The 23,689-nt window shown below is 42.0% G+C and carries 18 protein-coding genes; 11 read left to right on the top strand and 7 right to left on the bottom strand.

Annotated elements, in window-relative coordinates:
• Window positions 1-2 precede the first annotated feature (2 nt).
• Entirely contained in the window at window positions 3-341 is a 339-nt protein-coding gene (locus tag GQA99_RS11170; RefSeq protein ID WP_160053967.1) for a hypothetical protein, read from the top strand.
• A gap of 45 nt (window positions 342-386) precedes the next feature.
• Here the strand turns inward: GQA99_RS11170 and GQA99_RS11165 are convergent, their stop codons facing one another.
• Both GQA99_RS11165 and GQA99_RS11160 read right to left on the bottom strand, forming a co-directional pair.
• The gene (locus tag GQA99_RS11165; RefSeq protein WP_160053966.1) at window positions 387-698 is read right to left on the bottom strand and encodes an EscU/YscU/HrcU family type III secretion system export apparatus switch protein; all 312 of its coding nucleotides are present in this window, start codon (window positions 696-698) and stop codon (window positions 387-389) included.
• Window positions 699-743: 45 nt separating this feature from the next.
• Window positions 744-2,912, bottom strand: coding sequence for a flagellar hook-length control protein FliK (locus GQA99_RS11160; RefSeq protein WP_160053965.1), 2,169 nt, complete (start codon window positions 2,910-2,912; stop codon window positions 744-746).
• Between the two features lie 340 nt (window positions 2,913-3,252).
• Here GQA99_RS11160 and GQA99_RS11155 point away from each other — a divergent pair, with 340 nt between their 5' ends.
• A complete protein-coding gene (locus GQA99_RS11155) occupies window positions 3,253-4,032 on the top strand; it encodes an MlaA family lipoprotein (RefSeq protein ID WP_160053964.1) in 780 nt (259 codons plus the stop codon).
• A gap of 46 nt (window positions 4,033-4,078) precedes the next feature.
• Complete coding sequence (locus GQA99_RS11150; RefSeq protein WP_160053963.1) at window positions 4,079-5,200, top strand: response regulator; 1,122 nt, start codon at window positions 4,079-4,081, stop codon at window positions 5,198-5,200.
• A gap of 91 nt (window positions 5,201-5,291) precedes the next feature.
• On the opposite strand, the gene GQA99_RS11145 is transcribed toward GQA99_RS11150, so the two are convergent.
• A complete protein-coding gene (locus tag GQA99_RS11145) occupies window positions 5,292-6,761 on the bottom strand; it encodes a peptide MFS transporter (RefSeq protein WP_160053962.1) in 1,470 nt (489 codons plus the stop codon).
• 531 nt (window positions 6,762-7,292) lie between these two features.
• On the opposite strand from GQA99_RS11145, the gene GQA99_RS11140 reads away from it, so the two are divergent.
• From GQA99_RS11140 to GQA99_RS11120, 5 genes are all read left to right on the top strand, one after another.
• Window positions 7,293-7,940 carry an OmpA family protein gene (locus GQA99_RS11140; protein WP_160053961.1) on the top strand — a complete coding sequence of 216 codons (648 nt, stop codon included), beginning with the start codon at window positions 7,293-7,295 and terminating at the stop codon, window positions 7,938-7,940.
• A 25-nt stretch (window positions 7,941-7,965) separates the two neighbouring features.
• The gene (locus GQA99_RS11135; protein WP_160053960.1) at window positions 7,966-8,799 is read left to right on the top strand and encodes a mechanosensitive ion channel family protein; all 834 of its coding nucleotides are present in this window, start codon (window positions 7,966-7,968) and stop codon (window positions 8,797-8,799) included.
• 66 nt (window positions 8,800-8,865) lie between these two features.
• The gene (tpx, locus tag GQA99_RS11130) at window positions 8,866-9,456 is read left to right on the top strand and encodes a thiol peroxidase (protein WP_160053959.1); all 591 of its coding nucleotides are present in this window, start codon (window positions 8,866-8,868) and stop codon (window positions 9,454-9,456) included.
• Window positions 9,457-9,503: 47 nt separating this feature from the next.
• Window positions 9,504-10,523: a low-specificity L-threonine aldolase gene (gene ltaE, locus GQA99_RS11125; RefSeq protein WP_160053958.1), complete on the top strand. Its 1,020-nt coding sequence runs from the start codon at window positions 9,504-9,506 to the stop codon at window positions 10,521-10,523.
• A 214-nt stretch (window positions 10,524-10,737) separates the two neighbouring features.
• Window positions 10,738-11,106: an acyl-CoA thioesterase gene (locus GQA99_RS11120; RefSeq protein ID WP_160053957.1), complete on the top strand. Its 369-nt coding sequence runs from the start codon at window positions 10,738-10,740 to the stop codon at window positions 11,104-11,106.
• Window positions 11,107-11,198: 92 nt separating this feature from the next.
• Here the strand turns inward: GQA99_RS11120 and GQA99_RS11115 are convergent, their stop codons facing one another.
• Both GQA99_RS11115 and yiaY read right to left on the bottom strand, forming a co-directional pair.
• The gene (locus GQA99_RS11115; RefSeq protein WP_160053956.1) at window positions 11,199-11,564 is read right to left on the bottom strand and encodes a cytoplasmic protein; all 366 of its coding nucleotides are present in this window, start codon (window positions 11,562-11,564) and stop codon (window positions 11,199-11,201) included.
• A 225-nt stretch (window positions 11,565-11,789) separates the two neighbouring features.
• Window positions 11,790-12,938: an L-threonine dehydrogenase gene (gene yiaY / locus GQA99_RS11110; RefSeq protein ID WP_160053955.1), complete on the bottom strand. Its 1,149-nt coding sequence runs from the start codon at window positions 12,936-12,938 to the stop codon at window positions 11,790-11,792.
• 418 nt (window positions 12,939-13,356) lie between these two features.
• Here yiaY and GQA99_RS11105 point away from each other — a divergent pair, with 418 nt between their 5' ends.
• From GQA99_RS11105 to GQA99_RS11095, 3 genes are all read left to right on the top strand, one after another.
• The gene (locus GQA99_RS11105) at window positions 13,357-16,425 is read left to right on the top strand and encodes an EAL domain-containing protein (RefSeq protein WP_160053954.1); all 3,069 of its coding nucleotides are present in this window, start codon (window positions 13,357-13,359) and stop codon (window positions 16,423-16,425) included.
• Between the two features lie 147 nt (window positions 16,426-16,572).
• Window positions 16,573-17,847: a DEAD/DEAH box helicase gene (locus GQA99_RS11100; protein ID WP_160053953.1), complete on the top strand. Its 1,275-nt coding sequence runs from the start codon at window positions 16,573-16,575 to the stop codon at window positions 17,845-17,847.
• Window positions 17,844-18,908 carry a CobW family GTP-binding protein gene (locus GQA99_RS11095; protein WP_160053952.1) on the top strand — a complete coding sequence of 355 codons (1,065 nt, stop codon included), beginning with the start codon at window positions 17,844-17,846 and terminating at the stop codon, window positions 18,906-18,908. Before GQA99_RS11100 ends, GQA99_RS11095 begins: the two co-directional genes overlap by 4 nt.
• A 92-nt stretch (window positions 18,909-19,000) precedes the next feature.
• Here GQA99_RS11095 and GQA99_RS11090 read toward each other — a convergent pair whose 3' ends face one another.
• Complete coding sequence (locus tag GQA99_RS11090) at window positions 19,001-21,805, bottom strand: FAD-binding and (Fe-S)-binding domain-containing protein (RefSeq protein ID WP_160053951.1); 2,805 nt, start codon at window positions 21,803-21,805, stop codon at window positions 19,001-19,003.
• Window positions 21,806-21,942: 137 nt separating this feature from the next.
• Window positions 21,943-23,595: an L-lactate permease gene (locus GQA99_RS11085; RefSeq protein ID WP_160053950.1), complete on the bottom strand. Its 1,653-nt coding sequence runs from the start codon at window positions 23,593-23,595 to the stop codon at window positions 21,943-21,945.
• Window positions 23,596-23,689: the final 94 nt, after the last annotated feature.

Genomic DNA, 23,689 nt, shown 5'->3' with positions numbered 1-23,689 from the left:
CAATGGACTTTTTTTTGTTACTTGGCTTACTCGTTATCGTGATCCCACTGCAAATGTTGCTAGATATCGCGGTTGAAACAAAAACTGACTTTGGACATAAAGGCGCTGATTATCTGTTGGCGTTTATTCCCTTGTTAACGTTTTTTTACCCTGAACATTATCTGTATAGTTTTCTTTCACTTGCAGTTATTGTGCTGTATGGCATTTCATTACGATTCTATGCAGCCTTTAATGATTGGCTTGAATTTGACCAAGACCGATTAGCTGGATTGTGCCTGGGTGGGCTTGGGTTAGGTGGGGTGTTTATTATCTGCAAATTTGCCTATCAATTTTTACTGTAATGCGAAGTTCATTCCTTTGTCATGTTGTTGGTTAGCGGTTAGCGGTTAGGCTTGGGCCACAATTTTTTGATGGAGATTATTCCATTGCTCAGGAAATTTACCGTCGAGCATATAAACAAATGCAATGAGTTCAGCAATCAACAAATACAGCTCCTTGGGGATTTCTTCTCCAAGTTCTAGTAATTGTAAAAATTCGCTTAAGTGCGGATCTTGATGGATATGTATACCCGCGCTTTTGGCAATTGCGATGATTTCCTCTGCAACGAGATCTTTACCAGAGGCGGTAATTTTAGGCGCACTTTTACCATCAAAACTTAATGCGACAGCTTGTTGAGTTTTTTTCGTTTCGTCATTCATCTTAGGCCCTTGTTTTTGTACTTTATGCTTAAGCTCTGGTTTTAGCTAAGCTCTGGTTTTAACCAAGAAGTGATCCCCTGGCAGTAGCGTTGCGGGGATTTGGGTTAATTGGGTACTAAACGTGCCAGGCGTTAATCCAATTTGACTGATTTTTTCTGCTAATGCGCCATTAAAATTATCCACTCTTGCCAATAGCGCCTGATTGTTGCCTTTAAATTGTATGTCGAGTGTTTCGCCTTGTTTATGAGCACAAATTAATAATGTACCTTGCGCTAAATTAAATTTTAACTGTAATTTCCACCCTTTCATTTTGTCTTTATCTTGTTCATTTTCTTGTTCAAATTTGCCCTCAAACTGCTCATCTCGTTGATTGATAGAGTAGGGTAAGGCAAAGTACCAAGTCAAAGCTTGATTAGGGTCGGCACTTGCCTGTTGATACATTGCGATACTGCCGGCAAGTTGTGCCATAGAATCCGCGCCCCCGAGCTTATCAAGTGCACCTAATAAGCCTGAGTTACCCGTTAGCTTGGCGAGCGTACGTTGTTGCAACTGATTGAGATGTTCTTGCAATTTTGCACTGATCCCTGAGCCTGTCGTTTTGGCTTTTACCCCTAATAATAGTTGAAATAGGGTGGTGATAGCTCCGCCAGAGTATAGCGTTGAGGCTATTGCGCTATTTGCCTGTGATGAGGTTTGCGCAAGGTTTAATCCCGCCAGGCTGTGGAGCTCATGACCGAGTACGTTAGGGTCGCTTAACACACTCAGTGGGTGTGGGCTCATTTGCGGTAAATGCTTAAGTAATTCAGTGGCCAGACTGTTGGGTATTTGCAAGGTTTGCTGTTGTTTTATTGGCATTGCTCCTGCTTTAGACAACGCTTTGTTTAACACTTCGATAGGCTGAGGATCTTTATTGACTGCAGGCTGTTGGTTTTGAGCTGAAACCTCATTAGTTTGTTTGCTACCGGTTAACGCATTAGCGGATAAAGTGGGTTGTAATGCTGCCTGTGCTGATGTCTTATTGATGCTGCTTTTGGCTTCGTTTGTTTGAGTGCTCACCGCTTTGTTATCAGCATCATTGTTGTTATTTGTTAGTTGGTTTGAGCCTTGAGCAATACTGTTTTTGTCCTGCGAGGACGTCAGGGTTGCAGGTGATTGTTGTAAATGGCTATTCGTGGTGTCAGCTTTTACCGTTAACGTATCGACTTTTGTTGACGATGCTATTTGTCCTTGCTGAATATTGTCACCTGTTTTTAAATGTTGAGTAAGCGTATTCGCTGGACTTGCTGGCGATACTGCATTTGAATCGGTTTTATTGATGTTAGTTTGATTAGCGTTGGCAGAAACCAGCGGGGTCGCTTCGAGCTTTTTTAAAAATTGGCTTAAAATCTGTGCCGGTTCATTTTTGGTTATGACGATATTATCTTGCTGCAACGAGGTTAGGATGGGAGCTTGCTTAAGCAAGTCAACTTTCACTTCCCCAATAACAGGGGTTAATGCGAGTTGTAATTGTTGTTGATTAAAGACCACTTTAGCAAGGTATTGACCATCGTTTAATACAATATTGTTAGGAAGCTTGAGGCTGGGTCCATCCGTAAATGTAAGTTGCCCCTGGGCGATTAGCGCTGTGGGTAATGGATAGCCCTGAGCTCTTGATGCTAAAGACACTAATTGCTGCGTCGATACACCATTTTGTTTGGCTAATTCTGTTAATGGCTGGGGTAAGGCAAATTGTACAGTTTGCGCTAACAAAATGATTTGAGTCGAGATAGGTTTATTGCTCGACGCTATTTGTTGTGTCGCTTGCTGCTGTGTAGTCTGTTGTGGTGTATTTTGTTGAGCTAATTCCGCTGGTGTTGTTATTTGAGACGCAGCAAGTTTTGCGACGAGCTTAGCTTGATCACTTGCTATGACAACTTGAGAGGTTTGCTGTAATAATTTTTGCAGTTCGGCGGTCTTATTAAGTTGATACTGTTGGTCTTGAATGTTCAGAGTTACTTGGGTGCTACTGTTCGTTGTTGTCTGTTTTTGTTGTATTTGCACCGGCAGTAATAAAGCTGAAAGATCGGACTTTATGTTGGGTTCAAGGTTTTTTGTGCTAGCAGATGTGTTTTGAGCTTGTTGATTTTCTGGTGTGTTGGTTTGACTTGCGCTGGCAGGTTTTGGTGGTGCTGGGGCGATAACCGCCGTTGCGGTATTTGTGGTAGGCAAAACCATACATATCCTATGATGCGAACAAGACAAAATGCGGCTAAAAAAATAATCATCGAACGGTTAATATAACCATCATTTACAAATTTTTGATTGATATTGTCAATAGTGGCAGTATCCTTAGCGCTCTTGTTACTACTATTGGGGCAATTCATTGCATCAAAATTTATTTTGTTGATGATTGCAGGTAACAGAACAAGCTTAATGTGCTCCAGAATTAACATATCAAGGTAAAGCCTTGCTGAAGCCCGTTAAATTATATCGACTTGAACAAAAATTGCTTTAGTAAAAAGACAAAATTAGCAGTTTGTTGAGTAGGCCCTTTTGTCATTTTTAAGAGAGTTTTATGAAGTATAAATGGATATTACTTCAGGTGATTGTTGCTTTTAGCATACCAGTGTATGCCGAGAGTGAAACGCCTCAAGTTACCACCACACCGCAACCTGCGATTGAGATTACTTACAACGATCCTCGCGATCCGTTTGAAGAAATCAACCGAACAATGTGGGATTTTAACTATTTATTTCTCGATAAATATATCGCTAGGCCAGTTGCTCATGGTTATAAAAACTATGTGCCTAACCCAATAAGGACTGGGGTGATTAATTTTGTCTATAATCTGGAAGAACCCAGTTCACTTGTTAACAATACCCTCCAAGGAAAATGGGGCTGGGCAGCCAACGCTGGTGGACGTTTTACCGTCAATACCACTATCGGTCTGCTAGGGGTTATCGATGTTGCTGAGATGATGGGAATGCCTCGTAAACAAGATGATTTTAACGAAGTGTTGGGCTATTACGGTGTACCCAATGGTCCCTATTTTATGGCACCTTTTTATGGCCCTTTTGTGACAAGAGAAATCGCATCCGATTGGGTTGATAGTCTATACTTTCCTTTATCGGAACTGACCTTCTGGCAATCAGTGCTTAAATGGGGGCTTAAAGGGCTTCATTCTCGAGCAGAAGCGATTGATCAAGAAAGGTTACTCGATAATGCTCTTGATCCTTATGCCTTTGCTAAAGATGCTTACTTACAGCATATGGATTACAAAGTGTACGATGGTGATATGCCTTCAAATCAAGATGACGACGAGTTACTTGATGAATTTCTAGATGAGCTAGAATAGTCGGGACGTGTAACAACCCCGACAGCATTCTTTGCGGGGTTGTAGTATGGCGTTAACTGATGTCGATATCCTCTTTGTTGAGGACGACCCGATATTTCGTCAAGTCGTTGCTGATTTTTTGCAAGGACAAGGGGCTCGGGTTCACCAAGCATGTGATGGTCCTCAAGGCGTAACGGCTTTTTCCCAAACGCTATTTGATATTGTGATTGCCGATCTCGGCCTGCCAAGTCTTGGTGGGCTTCCTATGCTTAAACAAATGCAAGCCATTAATCCCGCGGTGCCATTCATTGTGATATCAGGTAACGATATTATGTCTGATGTGGTAGAAGCTTTGCGCACAGGAGCGAGTGATTACCTGACAAAACCCATTGCCGATTTATTCATTATCGAACACGCAATTATTCAGGCTATGCTCACGGCATCAACCCCCATGAATGCCAGTGGACAATCACATTTACATGAAATGAATGAGCTATCTTACCTGGAATTAACCGAAAACTTACAACAGCTTGAGCAAAACGCGCAAGCCGCGAAAAGTGTCCAACAACAGCTTTTTCCTGCTTCTCATATCGATTACCCTCATGCAGTCATTGATTACAGTCTATTTAAAAATAATGATGTCAGTGCTTACTTTATTGATTCAACCATGGTCGGTGAACATCACTTAGTCATGTATATGGCGCATTTCCATCCCGAAGACAATAGCGCAGCATTTGGTTGTGTATTACTGCGCAGTTTTGTTAACCAAAAACTGAAGTTATTTAGAAATGGTTTAAGTACAACTTTGATTGAACCTGCAAATATGCTCGCTTACTTGAACAAGCGAATGGTGAACTCAGGTTTGCACATCTTGACCGATATTATTTATGTTTGCGTTGATTTACAGCAGTACACCGTGACAGTCGGTCAAGCGGGTAATGGCTTGCGATGCTATTTACGTCATGGTAATGACTTGATGCCGTTAGTATTACCTAGCGCGCTGCAATTGGGCGATGCTAATTGGTATCAAGCTGGCATACAAAGACGTACGCTATTGATAGATGAGAAATTATGCATTGGTACTTATCATCAACAACACAAGCAACAGTTGCTGGATAACCGTTTTACTGGCTTGATTTATCAGTCGGACATCAATGCGGGTGGCTTTATGCAGTTGTCTTGTCACTAGGACCAGATAAAAAATCCCCTCACAAGTTAACTTGGAGGGGATTTTTTATCGTAATGATTATGGTTAAACCATCACTTTATAATCGACTTTATTAACGCTTAATTGCTTCATGCTCAGCAGTAACAGCGATTTCTTCTTCTAAAACTTGCTCTTCAGAATCGTGCTTACCTTCAGCGCCATGCATCCAATCAACCAGCTTATCTGCCATTAGGTATAATATAATACCTGAAAGTACAGACGTAATCGCGATACCGGCAAAGATTGCCATTGCGTTAGCTAATTGGTCTTCAACACTACCACCATGACCAATTAATGAGCCTACTAGACCACCAATTTTGTTTGCTGCAGCAATAAACAGGAACCATGCACCCATCATTAACGAAGCTATACGCAGTGGAGCAAGCTTAGTCACCATTGATAAACCAATAGGTGATAAACACAGTTCACCCATAGTGTGGAAGAAGTAAGCTCCCACTAACCACCACATACTTGACTTGACTGATGCGTCGCCGCCCATTTCAAGTACAGCACCTATCATAAACAAGAAGCCTACGGCTAAAAAGAATAAGCCTAAAGCAAATTTGACAGGTGAGTTAGGTTCATTTTTGCCAAGTTTAATCCAAATTGAGGCAATAACTGGTGCGAAAAGAACAATGAACATCGCGTTAAGTGATTGGAACCAAGTGGTAGGAACTTCCCATGAGCCAATCATACGGTCAGTAAAATCGTTAGTGAACAAGTTCATTAAACCACCGGCTTGCTCAAAGCCAGCCCAGAAAACGATGGTAAATAAACCCATTACCATGATGACTTTAATACGGTCACGTTCAATTTTAGTTAACGGTTCTTTGCGAACTTCGCCTTTTGCTTCATTTTTGCTTTGCTCAAGTTTAGCAGCAGGTACAGTACCGATATCACCAAGGAGTTTTTGCGCGAAGAAAAATTGGATGATTAAAGATGCAATCATACCGATACCTGCACAAATAAAGCCAGCTTGGAAATTACCATCGTATGCTGCAACTACAGAGCCTACAACGATACCAGATAAGAAAGCTCCGACGTTGATACCCATGTAGAAAATAGTAAATGCACCGTCACGACGATGATCACCTTCCTCGTAGAGATCACCAACCATGGTTGAGATATTTGGTTTGAAAAGGCCGTTACCTAATATTAAGGTACCTAGGCCCAAATAAAACATTTCGATTTCCATGCCAGGTACCCATGCATGAGGAGTACCTAATAAAAATTGTCCAGCAGCCATCAAAAAGCCGCCAATATAGATTGCTTTGCGTTGCCCCAAATGAGCATCTGCTAGCCATCCACCAATCAGCGGGGTTAAATATACCAAACCAGTAAATGTGCCATATAGCGAAATAGCATCAGCTTGACTCCAGCCAAGCCCGTGACCGCCTTCTGTTTGAACTTTATCAACTAAATAAAGTACCAGGATTGCCCGCATAGCATAGTAGCTAAAGCGTTCCCATAATTCCGTTGTAAACAGTAAGAACAGCCCTTTAGGGTGTCCAAACATCGTTCCTTGTGGTTTTGCTTCACTCATTAAGTCTTCCACCTTAAGCTTGTGATTGCCTGTGCGAAAATGTCGACACAGAAATTATTTGTTTGCATTGATCGTCTAGTAATGCACCTCAACCCGTTCTTGTGAAAAAGAACAAAATTAAAGCGATTGCATTGCTGAGCGACCTTATTGGTTAATTTTTATAAGAAATTATGTCATTTTGATGCTAAAAGCTGACCAAACACCAAAAAGCTAACCTTATATACCCTTTTAGCGGCGATAAAGTCAATGTTAATGCGGGGAACAGAGAGGTTAACCCTGTTAGCAATTGTGTCCGTACTAAAAATAAAAAGGGTTACTTGTTAGTGAGTTGTAAGTTTTTGAATGTAATGTGAGCGGTTAATCGATTAGGTTTTTTGATACGCGGCCGATAGACTTACCATATAACAATGACATTTTTGTGACAGCTGTTTTGCAAGGTATTGATTATTAAGTATTGTCTTTTAATTTTGTTGATAAACAGTTAAAATATGTTTTATTCATGCATCTCGATACTATGTCGAAGGGGTTCTTATGACTATCGTTCGTACTTTGACATTGTTCACTTTCATCTTTTTTACTCACAGCGCATTGGCTTGGGTCGATACCGATTTTGATGGTGTCCCTGACAAGAAAGATGCCTGCAAAGACACACCGGTCAATACTGTGGTTATGGCCAATGGTTGTATTGATACTGACATCTTGATTGTTGATGAAGATGGCGACGATGACGATGAGTTTGATGAAGGCGAAATTGGTGCAACTATTACTAATAATGCCGCATTAATTGCCGAACAATGTCGACAACAACCTGATGTTAATGTTGCCGCAGATTGTTTTGGTTCAATCCTTCAGCCAGTGTATTTTGACTTTGATAAAGCTAATGTGTTGCTAACTCAGCGCCCAACACTGGTTAGAGTGCAACAATATATTGAGCAGCACCCTCAAGTGAGTGTTCGTTTAGAAGGGCACACCGATATTTTAGGTAGTGAAGCAATTAACATGGCGTTATCACTTAAGCGTGCTAATGCGATTAAAGAATTATTGATTAATGAATACCAATTTCAACCCGCATCAATTGATGTTGTGGGGATGAGTAACAAAAAGCCGGCAGCGGATAATGCCACAGTAGAAGGGCGTCAGCGTAATCGGAGAGTTGAGTTCATCATTTCGGCAGAATAATTCTGCTAATTTAAGGGAGAGAAAAATGGAACACCTAGAAGGTTTAGACGGACTAATAGAGAAAGCACCAGAGTTCTTTATGACATATGGTCTAAAAGCGTTAGCCGCAATTGTTATCTTTATTATAGGTAAATATCTTGCTGGCGTTGCAAAACGCGTAACGGTTAAAGTGTTAAACAGCCGTAAAGTTGATGCGACGGTTGTATCATTTGTTGGAAACTTAGCCTGGGCATTGGTGTTTGTATTTACCATAATCGCTACACTGGGTCAGGTTGGTGTACAAACCGCGTCACTTGTTGCCGTTATCGGTGCCGCCGGTTTAGCTGTTGGTTTGGCATTACAAGGTTCTTTATCTAACTTTGCTTCAGGCGTGTTGATGGTGTTATTCCGTCCATGTCGTGTTGGTGACTTTATTGAAGCGGCAGGTACTGCGGGTGTTGTTGATGAAATTACTATTTTCTCAACACGTTTACGCACGGGTGACAACAAAGTGATTATTGCACCTAACTCAGCCATCATGAACGGCACAATCACTAACTATTCAGCATTAGAAAAGCGTCGTATCGATTTAACCATCGGTGTGTCTTACACTGCTGATATTGCAACAACCAAGAAAGTTATTGCTGATGTATTAGATAGCCACTCATTAGTATTGAAAGATCCAGGATACACAATTGGTTTAGCTGAGCTTGCAGATTCATCAATTAACTTTGTGGTACGTCCTTGGGTTAGCACTGGTGACTACTGGCCAGTTCGCTTTGAATTGCTTGAGCAAATCAAAAATGCATTAGATGCTGCTGAAATTGAAATTCCATTCCCACAAATGGATTTACATGTGAAAGAAGTTCCAGCAAAATAAATTACGGCAACGTATGTTTATCAACAAAAACCAGCATTTGCTGGTTTTTTTATACCAGGAGTTTGTATGAAATTAATCACGACCCTTGCAGTAATGACCTTAGTATCAGCGTCTGTTGTCAGTAGTCTCAGCTTTGCTGGTGATAAAACCATGATTACGATGGGTGGTCATCCTGTCGCACTTGAAGGTCAAATACCTAACATAGGAGCTCCAGCGCCACTGTTTAAAGTGGTCGACGAGAAGTTTAATCCTATTAGCTTAAGTGACTTTAAAGGTAAAACGGTACTCATCAGTGCAGTACCCAGTCTAGATACCGGAGTTTGCGCATTACAAACCAAACGGTTTAATAAAGAGTTTGCTAACTTTAGCGCAGATGTCGTAATGCTAACGGTAAGTGAAGACTTACCTTTTGCTCAAAAACGTTTTTGCCAAACTGAAAATGTAGATAAGATTAAAGTGCTGTCGGATTCTGTATGGCGTGACTTTGGTGAAAAATACGGTTTGTTAATTAAAGACCGCGGTCTACTTGCACGTTCTATTTTTATCATTGATGCCCAGGGCATTTTAAAATATCACGAGCTGGTTACTGAAGTGAGTGAACACCCTGATTATGATGCAGCATTAACCGCGCTTACCGAGATTGCAGCAGCCAAATAGTCTATTTGACTGTTTAACAATATACCTTTGATAAAATAGAGTAACTCATGATTGATTTTCGAAGTGATACCGTAACTAAACCCACCCAAGCTATGCGTGCAGCGATGGCACAAGCTGAAGTGGGTGATGATGTTTACGGTGATGATCCCACGGTTAATAGTTTGCAAGACATGGCCGCTGACATGTTTGGCTTTGACGGTGCATTATTTGTCAGTTCGGGCACTCAAGCTAATTTGTTGGCTCTTATGGCTCATTGTGAACGTGGTGATGAATATTTGTGTGGCCAGCAAGCACATAATTATAAGTTTGAAGGTGGCGGAGCAGCCGTTTTAGGCAGTATTCAACCTCAACCGCTAAATAATCAAGCGGATGGCAGTATTTTACTCAGTGACATCGAAGCCGCAATTAAGCCTGATGATGTGCATTTTGCCCGCACTCGCTTATTGAGTTTAGAAAACACTATTGGTGGTAAAGTGCTTAGCCAAGATTATTTAGCACAAGCGCAAACATTGGCTTTTAATCGTGGCTTAAAAATACACCTAGATGGTGCGCGGGTCGCGAATGCTGCTGTGGCTCAAGGGATTGCGATTGCTGATATTACTCAATATTTTGACTCGGTTTCCATTTGTCTCTCTAAAGGTTTATGTGCGCCTATTGGTTCGATTTTGTTAGGCGATGAGCGATTAATCGCTAAAGCGACGCGATGGCGCAAAATGCTCGGTGGTGGCATGAGACAGGCGGGGATCATAGCCGCAGCGGCTAAGTTAGCCATGACTGAGCAAGTAGATCGCCTGGCAGAAGACCATCACAATGCGAAACGTTTAGCACTATTATTGGCGGACATCCCCGAGCTAAATGTCGATATTGCAAGCGTGCAAACCAATATGGTATTTGCCAAGCTAGCAGAACATATTAATCCAATTGTGTTAGCACATGCGTTAAGTCGTAAAGGGATATTAATCAGCGCTAGTCAGCAATTACGTCTCGTGACACATAATGATATCAACCAGCACGACATCACCACATTTGTTCATGAGCTCAAGCAAGCTATCCTCCTTGTTAAGTAACATAAGCTACTTGTTAAATACCAAGGCCGCAATGCGGTCTTTGTATTTTTTTGGTGCATAATTGCCTTTAATTCGAGCATTTTTACGTTGTTATGTTGGTCGTGGATTTTATCTAATTGAATAATAACAGGTAAATAGTTGGCCTGAACGTTGCTACCTATTATGAGGTATATGCCTGGTGGCATAAAATGAATAGATAAATCGCGAGGTCATCATGAAATATTTTACACGCCATATGGTTATGCCAATTAACCTTAACAGTAGCCAAAGTTTGTGTTGCGGACAATTACTCAGCTGGGTGAATGAAGAAGCGACTATTTTTGCCAGTTGCCAAATGCGCAGCCAATTTCATATTGCTAAAGTCATTTCTGAAATTAACTTTATGGCGCCAGCTTATGTGGGTGACATTATTGAATTTGGTTTTGAGCTCGTTAGTCTTGGACAAAGCTCGGTGACCGTGCGTTGTAAAATTCGCAATAAAGTGAATCATGCCCCTATCGCGTTTATAGATAAAATGGTGTTTGTGAATATTAATGAAAATGGGTTGCCTATCCCACACGGTATGCGTGCAAATGCGGCTTAAGTTTGAAACAAAAGGAGCAAATAAAGGGATTATTTGCTCCTGAAAATTCGTTATATCAATGTACAAGCTGTCATTGAATTGGACTGTAATGCTTATTCAACTTTAGCAATACGGTGCTGATAATCTTCGATTAAGTGCTCCATAATCGTATTTGGAGAGGCTTCTTGGCAGCAGTTATCTAAATATATTTTGAAAGTGACTAACGCATGTCCATCATGCTTTAGTCGGCTACTTTGCATGGCAAAATAAGCTTCTTCGTTATCTGCTTTTCTCACGACAAAATCATTGAGTTCAAAAGATTTTGTGCCTGAAAGGTTATGCCATTTGGTGATGCGATCTAATGCGATTTCACAAGATTGATTAACTTCGATATGGTTGAGCCATGTTGCGGGTTTTTCATTTTCTTTATAGTGCGGGCATCGAACGGTGTAATTATATACATGAGTGATTGCTGTCATTATTTACCTACCTATTCGCTATCTAAGTGGTTTCATCATAGTCCTTATTTTTTGTTTTGGTCAATGGTTATTTCGAGAACTTAGATCTATGCATCACTTTTTACTAAATTATAAATAACCTATTGTCATTGTTGAATATTCGATTTAAAAGCCGAGAGTTTACTCGCATAAAAATAACGCTCTCAGCACGCTGAGAGCGTTAAAACGTGAAGCTAAATTTAACCTTTATAGTGCGTTAGTAAAAATCTGACAAATTTCCTCATGCGTCGCTTGTTTAGGGTTAGTAAAGCCACAAGCATCTTTTAAGGCGTTATCTGCTAGCGTTGGAATGTCTTCTGCTTTAACCCCTAACTCGGTTAGATTGGCAGGAATATTAACGGCTACTGATAATGTTTTTATGGCGTCAATTGCGGCACTGGCCCCTTGCTCAGCGGTTAATGAACTCACATCAACACCCATTGCTTTGGCCACATCACTTAAGCGTTGAGGCACAACCTGAGCGTTATAAGCTTGAACATGAGGCAATAGTAAAGCATTACATACACCGTGTGGTAGGTCATAGAACCCACCTAATTGATGTGCCATAGCGTGCACATAACCTAAACTGGCATTATTGAATGCCATACCCGCTAGGAATTGCGCATAGGCCATTTGTTCTCTGGCATTAATGTCATCACCTTTTTTAACGGCGTTGACTAAGTTTGCTTTGATAAGTTCGATAGCTTTAATTGCACAAGCATCAGTAATGGGGTTTGCGGCAATAGATACATAAGCTTCAATAGCGTGAGTTAGCGCGTCCATTCCCGTTGCTGCGGTCAATGCAGCTGGCTTTTCTAACATCAGTTCAGGATCGTTTACTGATAAAATCGGCGTGGTATTTTTATCAACGATGGCCATTTTAATGTGTCTGGCTTCGTCGGTAATAATACAAAAACGAGTCATTTCACTCGCGGTGCCTGCAGTGGTGTTAATGGCAACCAGCGGCATTTGTGGCTTTTTAGACACATCAACACCTTCATAATCTTTGATATGACCGCCATTTGTTGCTACAAGCGCGATGCCTTTAGCACAATCATGCGGTGAGCCGCCGCCTAAAGAGATAATAAAGTCACATTGATTACTGGTGAGTAACTCTAGCCCCGCAGTAACATTGCCTGTTGTAGGATTTGGTTGTACGCCGTCAAAGATCACCACTTCAATACCCTGGGTATTTAGTTTGTCTTGTACTCTGGCCACTAGGCCGATATTGACTAATGGTTTATCAGTTACGATTAATGCTTTAGTAAAGCCGAGCGCTTTAATATCATTAATGGCTTCATCGACACTGCCTTGACCGAGTATGTTGACACTTGGAATAAAAAATTTAGTCGCCATAAGTAGAACCCCTGTATGTTAATTTTAAATTTTCTCTGTAGTAAAAGTACCAACATGGTGAAGGATATTGTGTGATTCACCTCTAAATAACGATCTGTAACGCATTAATTGTCGGTGCTTTTACTACATAGTCGGTGTTTTGATGGCAAACTGTGATCAAGGCTTAGTTTGTCTTTTATGGGGTATCAATTGGTGGTGATAACGGTAGTTTGATAAGATGAAATAATCGCCTAGCGAGTGCTAACATGGTGAATCATCAAGTTGAGTTCTTTTAATAAATGCTATTTGGCATTTATTAATGACCTCTCATACGGTATAAAGTACAAAAGAATCATGTCATTTGTTTGATTCTGCTACACTAATTAAAGACTGCAAGGATGCAAATGAGCTTGTTAAGGATGCTTAAGGGAATGTGTAGATGGTAAATCTGAATATCTTTTTCTCTTTTTTCGAAAATGCTGCGCTGTTGTTAGCGTTGGTATACTTGTATTCGCTTTTTCCTTCTCATCAACGTCAATCTCACTTATTTGCATGGCAATTTAGCATGGGTGTGCTGATTGGTATCTTTGGTGTGATTATTATGATGAATCCATTCGCTTTCCAAGAAGGGCTACTGTTCGATACTCGTTCTGTACTTTTGTGTCTTTCTGGGTTGTTTTTTGGGTTTATTCCTACCATTATCGCTTCGGCTTGCATGGCGTTATATCGATACAACCTTGGGGGCTCTGGGGCGTTGGTCGGGATCCTGATGTTATTCTGCAGTGGTTTTATGGGAGCTATTTGGCGCCATTACCGCAAAGACCACCTTGATCAAATTAGTAAACGAGCGTTTTATCTATTTGGTGTTGTTGTTCACCTTGTTTTGTTGTCATCGTTATTGTTATTACCGCTCAATCAAGCCATTGACTCGTTATTACAAGTCTCATTGCCGATCTTAATTATATTTCCACTGTTAACCATGGTGATAGGTCACTTACTGGCGAAAATAGTATTTCGTGAACGCGACATGCAGGTAAAGCTTCAAGAAGACTTTCTTTTTAAAAATCAATTCGATATCGGTAATATTGGTATATCGATTACTTCTAAAGCTAAATATTGGCTTAAAGTGAATCCATATTTGTGCCAAATGTTTGGTTACACAGAGAGTGAGTTAAAAGCGCGCACTTGGGTAGAATTAACATATCCAGATGATTTAAATAAAGACTTATTGTTATACGACAAGATGGTGAAGGGCGACATTGATGAATATGAAATGGACAAACGTTTTGTGGCGAAAGACGGGTCCATTATTTACACCCATATCACCATAACGTGCAGACGCAATGTCGAAAATAACGGCTTTTTGGTGATTGCCGGTTTTCTTGACATCACCAAACAAAAAAAAGCAGAGCAAGCCTTATTACAAAGTAAAGAGCAATTGGATCTGGTACTCGACAGCAGTGAATTAGGGGTTTGGGACTGGGACGTTGACAGCCAGGCCATGAAGATTAATCGTTATAGTGCAGATATTTTGTGTTGTTCCGTGGCTGAGTTAAACCAAACACCTAAAATTTGGGTTGATGCGATTCATCCGCAAGATAAGTTCCGTTTTTTACGATCAATCATTGATGTACGCCGAGGCCGATGTACCAGTCAAAGGATAGAGTACCAACTGATCAATTTAATGGGTGAAACGCGATGGATTTTACAGACAGGGAAGGTCGTCGATATTGATGATAGAGGAAGACCACTGCGTGTTTGCGGCACTTTGAGTGACATTACCGATATTAAACAGGTTGAGGAGTCGCTTAATGTAGCTGCGTCGGTATATCAAAACTCCAGTGAAGCGATGAGTGTATTTACATCAGATGGCACTATTGTTGACTCTAATCCCGCTTTTTCATTGATTACTGGGTTTCATCGAGATGAAATCCAGGGGCAAAATTTGCGGGTATTTCAATCTGAACTTCAGCCTAAGCGCTTTTACGATCAGCTTGATAAACAGCTCAATCAGTTAGGGCGTTGGCAAGGTGAAGTATGGATGCGGCGTAAAAATGGTGAAAACTACCTTATTCTGTTAACGATAAACTCAATTAGCCAAACTAAAACGCAATCAGCACGTTATGTGGCGCTATTTTCAGATATTACCGAGAAAAAGCAAACGGAAGAACTCATTTGGCGCCAAGCTAACTATGATGCCCTTACAGGCTTGCCTAACCGCAGAATGTTATTAGAGTTTTTAACCAAAGAAGTACTGCACAGTGACCGACAGCATAATCACTTTGCCTTGATGTTTTTAGATCTAGATTACTTCAAAGAGATTAATGACACACTAGGCCACGATATGGGCGATATTTTGTTGTTAGAAACGGCTGAACGTTTGAAAAGCAGCGTACGGGAGACCGATGTGGTGGCGCGTTTAGGCGGGGATGAATTTACCATTGTATTAACCAATCTGGATGATAATCACGGGGTGGAGCGGGTGGCTAGCCAAATTCTTAAACGCCTTGCAGAACCTTATATTTTAGGTCAACAGACAGCTTACATTAGTGGCAGTATCGGCATCACGCTATTTCCAGATGATGCTACCACGACTGAGGCCTTGCTTAAAAACGCCGATCAAGCCATGTATTCAGCAAAAACGCATGGTCGAAATCGCTTTAATTATTTTACCCCTGCAATGCAAAACGATGCCCAAAAACGCATGCTACTGGTACAAGAGTTAAAGAATGCCATCCTTCAACAACAATTCGAGCTGTATTATCAACCTATTGTTGAACTGGGCAGTGAGGATATTGTTAAAGTAGAAGCGCTGATTCGCTGGAACCATCCAACCATGGGGTTTGTTTCCCCTGCCGACTTTATCCCTATTGCAGAAGAGACTGGGATGATTATCGAGATTGGTAACTGGGTGTTTAGTCAGGCGGTTGCACAATCGGCTAAATGGAAACAACGCTTTAACGTTGATATTCAGATAAGCATTAATAAATCACCGATACAGTTTAGAGATGACACTACCGACGTCAGCGATTGGTTATCACAAATGGCTGAACAGCATGTCGATGCAAAAAACATTTGCATCGAAATTACCGAAGGTTTGCTGTTAGAAAAAGAACAAAATGTCGAAGCCAAGTTGCTAGCTTATCGTGAGGCTGGGCTTGAAGTGTCGTTAGATGACTTTGGTACTGGGTATTCTTCATTATCCTATTTACGAAAATTCAATATCGATTACCTTAAAATTGATAAGTCGTTTGTGAATAACCTCACCCCAGACAGTAACGATTTAAGTTTGTGTGAAGCGATTATCGTGATGGCCCACAAATTGGGCATGAAAGTGATTGCCGAAGGTATTGAGACGGAACAACAACGAAACTTATTGGAGTTTGCCGGTTGTGATTATGGCCAGGGCTATTTGTTTTCGCATGCTTTATGTAGCGAAGAATTTGAAAATAAATATATGCAGCAATATGTTGCGCCAATGAGATTAAATGAGCTTGTCAGTGGCTAAAGACTGTTTATGTTTGTTGATTGAGTTTGTTCGAATGATAAACCTTATCGATAGTCATATACGTCAGCTATGAGCGTAATATCAAGTACAATTGAAATAGTGAATACGATACAATAGCGCCTTATTTTATTGTTTATTGAGTCTGTTATGTCATTTACTTCGCTAGGGTTATCGCAATTATTGCTAGATGCGATTGATCAATCTGGTTATCACACCGCAACCCCTGTCCAACAAGCGGTGATCCCTCTAGCGCTAAATGGGCAAGATGTGTTGGCCAGTGCCGAAACCGGTACCGGTAAAACGGCTGCATTTGCGTTGCCGCTGTTACATCAATTACTGCAGCAGCCTATCGCAGACATTATACCCAGTCAGCGCTTGCGCGTGCTGATCATGACGCCAACGCGTGAGCTTGCGATTCAAATTGAACAAAACCTCATTAAATACAGCCAATTTAGCGACCTTTCTAGTTTAGCCGTTTACGGCGGTGCCAGCATTAATCCGCAACGTAAAACATTAGAGCAGGGCGTTGATGTGTTAGTGGCAACCCCTGGACGCTTATTTGACATCATCGGCCAACATGAATTGGACTTATCATTTGTGACTCACCTGGTGATAGATGAAGCCGACCGCATGCTTGATTTAGGCTTTGTAAAAGACATTGAAAAGGTCAAACGCCTTATTGCGAAACAACATCAAACCATGATGTTTTCTGCCACCTTTTCTGACGATGTTAAAAGCCTTGCGGCTAAGATGCTTAACCAACCTGAATATGTTCACGTTGAGACCCACACAACTGCTGCGAACGTTGCTCAGCAAGTATATAGAGTCGATGCCCGTCGCAAAGCCGAATTGTTGTCAGAGCTTATTGGTAAACACAACTGGCAACAAGTGATGGTGTTTACTAGTCGCAAAGAAACGGCAGAACATTTATTGCGTGAATTGTCGTTAGACGGCATTAAATCAGCGGTATTCCATGGCGATAAAAGCCAAGGCGCACGTAATCGCGCTTTAGAAGAATTTAAAGCAGGGCAGTTACGAGTGTTAATTGCCACAGACTTAGCCGCTCGAGGTCTCGATATTCAAGCTTTACCACGGGTGATTAACTTTGAGTTGCCTGAAGAGTGTGAAGATTATGTTCACCGTGTTGGCCGCACAGGCCGCGCTGGGTTAGCGGGTGAAGCTATTTCTTTAGTGAGCCCCCAAGAACTTGAATTACTCAATGATATTGAACAGCTTATTGGCCAAACGTTACCGACACTGATCCCAAATGGCTATGAAGAAGGGGCACCATTGCCCGCTAGATATCGAGATGTCAGCCCTGAAAAACCCAAGAAAGCTTTTAAGCATAAACGCGGAAAGCCGCCTCAAGGCGCCGCAAAACCCATGCGTAAAGGTAAGTATGCTGCTAAAGCGAAGAAATGATCACTAAACCAATAAACACCAATATTATTACTGGCTTTTTGGGTGTGGGTAAAACCACGCTCATTAAAGCCTTGCTGGCCAATAAACCTGAACATGAAGTGTGGGCGGTCTTAGTCAATGAGTTTGGCGAGATTGGCATAGACGGCGGCTTACTCAATGCCGGCTCTGTTGCAAATGTGGTGATTAAAGAAGTACCAGGTGGTTGCCTTTGCTGCGCCGCTGGCGTGCCAACTCAAGTTGCGATAAACCAGATTATTCAACAGGCTAAGCCTGATAGGTTATTGATTGAACCTACCGGGCTTGGCCACCCGGCAGAAATCGTCAAATTATTACAAGCAGCGCATTTGCAGCAGGTGATAAATGTGCAGACCACAGTGTGTTTAGTCGATGCTCGTAAGGTCAGTGACAGCCGCTATTACAGCCATGACATTTTTATTCAACAGTTGCAAATTGCCGACATTGTGATTGCTAACAAAGCTCAGCAATATGGTGAGCAAGAACAGCAACACTTAATCGAATTGATGGCGAGATTAGGTAGAGCAAATACACCGATTATTAAGCGTGATGATTATTTTAATCAAAAAGAGCAACTGCAGCAGATCATTAAATTATTAACTCGCCGTAGCGACCAGGCAAGAAGCAACTTTGCGCCAACATTGAAGTCTAGTCTTTTATTGTCCCGAACCGCTGACCAATGGTTATTGCCGATGGTAACACCAACCTCGGGTGACGATAAATTACAGCAACAGCTCGCTGAACAGGGCTATATTTATAAAACCAATCAAGGTGAGTGCTGTTTTAGTTACGGTTGGATTGTAGACAGTCAACGCAGTGCTGTCTTTGAACGTTTTATGGCGTGGGTAGAGTCAGTAAAATCGTTAAATGTTATAAGATTAAAAGCCATTGTGATTACCTTTGACGGTATTCTCAGTGTCAATATGGTCGATGATAAATTAACCCTCGACGAACTAGATGATGCGCTTGATTCACGCATCGAAATCATTAGCGGCAACCCGCTCGATGGCGACACACTTCAACAGCAGCTATTTGAATGTTATTGACCTAATCAATCAGCAATAATCCAATAAAGAATGGGCATTGATAAATTATCAATGCCCATTTTGTTTTTACCGCGTTAATCATACTTAGCAGGTTAGCGAGTACATTCCTCTAACAAGTATGCTAAGTGACGATACGAAATACCGCTATGTTGGGTTAATCCCACTTCACACATTCTGTTAGCGTAATACCCTTCTTTGGTTTCCGCTGGAATGAGTTTTTTGATATTACGTAAGGCACTGGCGTTGATTTCAGGTTTGTACAACCCTTTCTCACCCGCATAACCACAACAAGTGATCCCAGCTGGTAATACAACATGCTTCGCACACGCATCAGCAATGGCTTGTTGTTTTGGTTCTAGCTTCATCTTACGGGCACTACAGCCTTGATGTAAGGTCACGTTAGATTTTTTGGTGATGGTCATGTTAGGCAGTAAATTATCGTGCATAAACTCGACGAGGTCGGTAATGGCCACTTTAGGGTTACCGGTTAGCGTGCGATAAGTACAAGATAATGCATCAACAACAACCGGCACTTTACCGTTGTCAGACAACTTGCTTAGCGCATCAATAAGTTCATCACGCTTGGCGTCGGCATTTTTAAAGTCACCTTTTGATTCCCACATTTGGCCACAACATAAATGACGAGTATTGTCTGGAATAATCACATTGTAACCGGCACGTTCAAGTAACGTAATCACCACTTCCGGTAGTGTGCGGTTGTCAGGATCTTTTGGTGTAGGACCAAAGGTTCTGCCACCACAAGCTGGGAAGTACAACACAGTCTGTTGATTAGGCTTATGCGCCGATGGCTTGGCGACTTTACCGCCTTTAGGGAAGTCAGGATTCCAATAAGGCACTTCTTTGGTGATCATTCGGCCAGCATTCATCAGTGAGTTGGTGATGGTGTCACCGGTCACTTTATGAAGAATGCCTAAAATATCAAACCCAGTACTGATGACTTGGTTAACCGCACCAAAGTGCTTCGCCTGGAAGTCGAGTACTTTTTGTTCTGTGGTAGTGATATACGGAGTACGTAATTTACGCACTAACTGGCCCATGCTGTTATCAACAGGGCAGGCAATCGTACATAACTGACAAGCCGCACAGGTGTCGATAACATCGTATTTTGAACTGGCACGCATTTCAGCAGCCGCTTTTTTATCGCCAGATTGTTCCAGGCGTTCAATCTCACGTAATACCGCAATACGCTGACGTGGAGAGAAATTAAGTGCTGATGTTGGACAGGTTTTTTCACAGAAACCACATTCAATACATTTATCGACAAAATCATCCACAACCGGGCATGGTTTAATATTTTTAACATGGACCTGTGCGTCGTTATTTAAAATAACGCCTGGGTTGAGCAAGCCGCTCGGGTCAAAAATTTGCTTAATTTGCTTCATGAGGGTGTAAGCATCGCTACCCCACTCCATTTCTACAAAGGGGGCAACAGCACGCCCAGTACCATGCTCCGCTTTCATCGACCCATCGTATTTATTGATGACCATATCAGCGACATCTTGCATAAAGGCATGGAAACGATCGATATCACCTTGCGAAGCAAATGTAGGCGTAATGATAAAGTGGAAGTTACCCGCCAGCGCATGACCATAAATGACCCCTTCAGGGTAACCATGTTTATGGAATAACGCGGTGAGATCTGCCGCTGCGCTCGCTAAATGTTCAAGCTCAAACGCCACATCTTCAATAATAACTGATGTTCCTTTAGGGCGTGCACCACCAATAATAGGGAACAAGCCTGAACGCATTGCCCAATACTGGCCAAATACCGCAGGATCTTTACTGAACTCAATCGGACGTTCGGTTTTAATGTGGGCAATTTTTTGGATAACATCATTGGTATAGCTATCGAGTGTTTGAGCATCATTCGCGCGTGACTCAATCAATAAAATAGCAGCGCCTTCGGGTAACTGGCTTAGCCACTCAGGCATACCTGTTTTACCCGTTACAGATTTAATTGAAGCCCAGTCGAGTAATTCAGCCGCAGCAACACTGTCACCTTTAATCAACGGGATTGAACTTGCTGCATCTTCCATATTGAAAAATACTGCCATGGCAGACGCTTTAAATTGCGCCTCTTCGACGGTGTGATAAGTGATTTCATTAACAAATGCCAGTGTACCCTCAGAGCCCACAATCAGGTGATTAATGATGTCAAAAGGATCACTAAAGTCGACTAATGAGTTGATGCTGTAGCCCGTGGTGTTTTTAATCGAGAATTTCTTACGGATACGGGCTGATAATGTGGGATTATTTTGGGTTAACTGCGATAAATCAGTTAAGGCAGCCAAAAGCACTGAATGTGACTGATTAAATGCGGCTTTAGAATCCGGACACCCGGTATCGAGTTCGGTGCCATCTGCAAGCATTAGCTTGGCCGACTTGATCGTTTGATAGCTGTTTTGCGCCGTACCACAGCACATTCCAGAGGCATTGTTAGCAACCATACCACCGACTTGTGCTGAGGCGAGTGTCGCTGGATCGGGGCCGATTTTCTTGTTAAACGGTTTTAATGCCGCGTTGGCATCTGACCCAATAACCGCAGCGCCCAGTGAGATAGAGGATTTGTCTGCACTGATTTCAATGGTTCTAAAACCATCGTGGCCGAGAATAAGTAAAATACCTTCGCCAATAGCCTGGCCTGATAAACTGGTACCCGCGGCGCGAAATGTCACAGGTACATTGTGCGCTCTTGCCACGTTTAATGTGATTTTAACTTGGTCTATGGTATCTGCGTGAACGACAATTTCAGGGACAATACGGAAATAACTGGCGTCGGTAGACCAGGCAAAGCGACGAACCGGATCATTGGTAACACATTTGCTGCCTAATTGAGACGTTAAAATATCCATTACCACTTGATAGTTTATAGTCATAACATGCTCTCTTAACACTGTAATGTTGTGTAGGCTGTTATGCCTACTGTTTTATACCCTTAATGTTGGAGTGGTAACATCAATGGCTACCACTCTAGTCTGGTTGGGTATTTCGTTATCGATATCAGTTTATGTAATTAAAAACCGCCCCAGATAACCGCAATGGTGCCTGCAACAAGTGCATAACCAAGGGCGATAGGCATAGTTTTACGAATAATTTCAGACTCACGACCCGCCATGCCAACCACTGTCGCGGCGGCTACAACGTTCATCACACACATCATGTTACCGGCGTTTGCGCCAATACCTTGTAGTGCCAATGCTAACGCGTGGTTCATGCCAATGTTATCGGCGACAGAATATTGTAAGCCCGAGAACATCATGTTTGAGAAAGTGGCAGAACCTGAAAGGAACGCACCGAAAATCCCCACTACTGGTGATACCCAAGCCCATACAGAACCCATGCTATTGGCGAGTAAATCTGCAAGTGCAACCGGCATTGATGCCAGGCCAGCACCGTTTTCGCCAGAGTTTAGGAAGATTTTTACCATTGGCACAGATGCGCCTAATGAAATGATGGTAGGTAACATTGATTTACATGACACAGTCAATGATTGCTTCATCGCTTTAGGTTTCATTTTAAATAACACAAAACCAAACAAACACACGGCAACAAAGAAAATACCAGGCGCATAGAAGGTCGCAAAACCTGCTTTGAGTTCGGTGCCTAATAAGCCTGTCCAGCTGATATTAAAGCTCGTTAACCAAGTTTTAAATGGACCTACAACCCGAGATAGCACCAACAATGCAGCCATAATGATATAAGGAGACCAGGCTGCAATTTGCGAGAACTTAATTGGTGTTTCGTCAATGGCTAACTCTTCTTCTGACTTGTTATCATTTTCGCTAAAATCACACCAAGGTTGTGCAGGGAGTAACCAGCCTTTTCTTGCCACTGGAATAACTAAGGCCATACCGACAAGAGAACCAATAACAGAAGGGAACTCAGGGCCAGCAAAGTAGTTAATTAACCATGCAGGGATAGTGAATGCAAAGCCGGCAAATAAGGCGAATTTCCAAATCTGTAAGCCTTCTTTAATTGACTTGTTACGACCAAAGAAACCCGTTAATACACACACCATCACTAATGGAATCAGTGAACCGGTAATCAAGTCGATAGTGATCATGTGCTTAGCAATAAACTGCGCGTAACCGACAAACGTGCCGCCATGTTCTGCAAATTGCGCTGCAGCCATGTTAACGCCACCTTCAGTTAGACCCTGTTCCATACCGAATAAAACCGGTAAACCAATTGCACCAAATGATACTGCAGTCGAGTCACCTATTAAGGCTACCACTGCTGCGGCAATTGGAGGCACACCGAGTAATACAAGTAATGGCGCACCAATAGCCGCTGGGGTACCAAAACCTGCAGAGCCTTCAATGAACGAGCCAAATAACCAACAAATAATCACAACTTGCACACGTGCATCAGCACTAATGTTGGTAAATCCAGAGCGAATGGTGTCCATCGCGCCAGAGTATTTTAAGGTATTTAACAAAAACACCGCGCCAAAAATAATGGTAAGCGGTGTTAATGCAGAGAGGAGCCCTTCGACAACGGAAGCGGCGAGAAGCGTCGTGTCCATTTGCCAAATAAAGATTGCTGCCAGACCTGTCGCAATCATTGATATTGGCATCGCTTTGGATGCCGGTAAGCGCATGAGTACTAAAAATACCATTACGCTGATAATGGGCGTTAAGCTTGCTAGTAACTGTAGAAATGTCATGTATACCTCTGTCTCACTTATAGTGGGTATTAAATTGTTATTATTTGTTAGTTTTTCACTAACTAGTGCGTAATAGACGTTATTTATGTGTTAA

Origin of the sequence: Shewanella litoralis, from assembly GCF_009828585.1 — a bacterium.
Classification (GTDB): domain Bacteria; phylum Pseudomonadota; class Gammaproteobacteria; order Enterobacterales; family Shewanellaceae; genus Shewanella; species Shewanella litoralis.
Note: the sequence above shows the minus strand (reverse complement) of the source record. Positions and strands in the feature narration are given on the sequence as shown.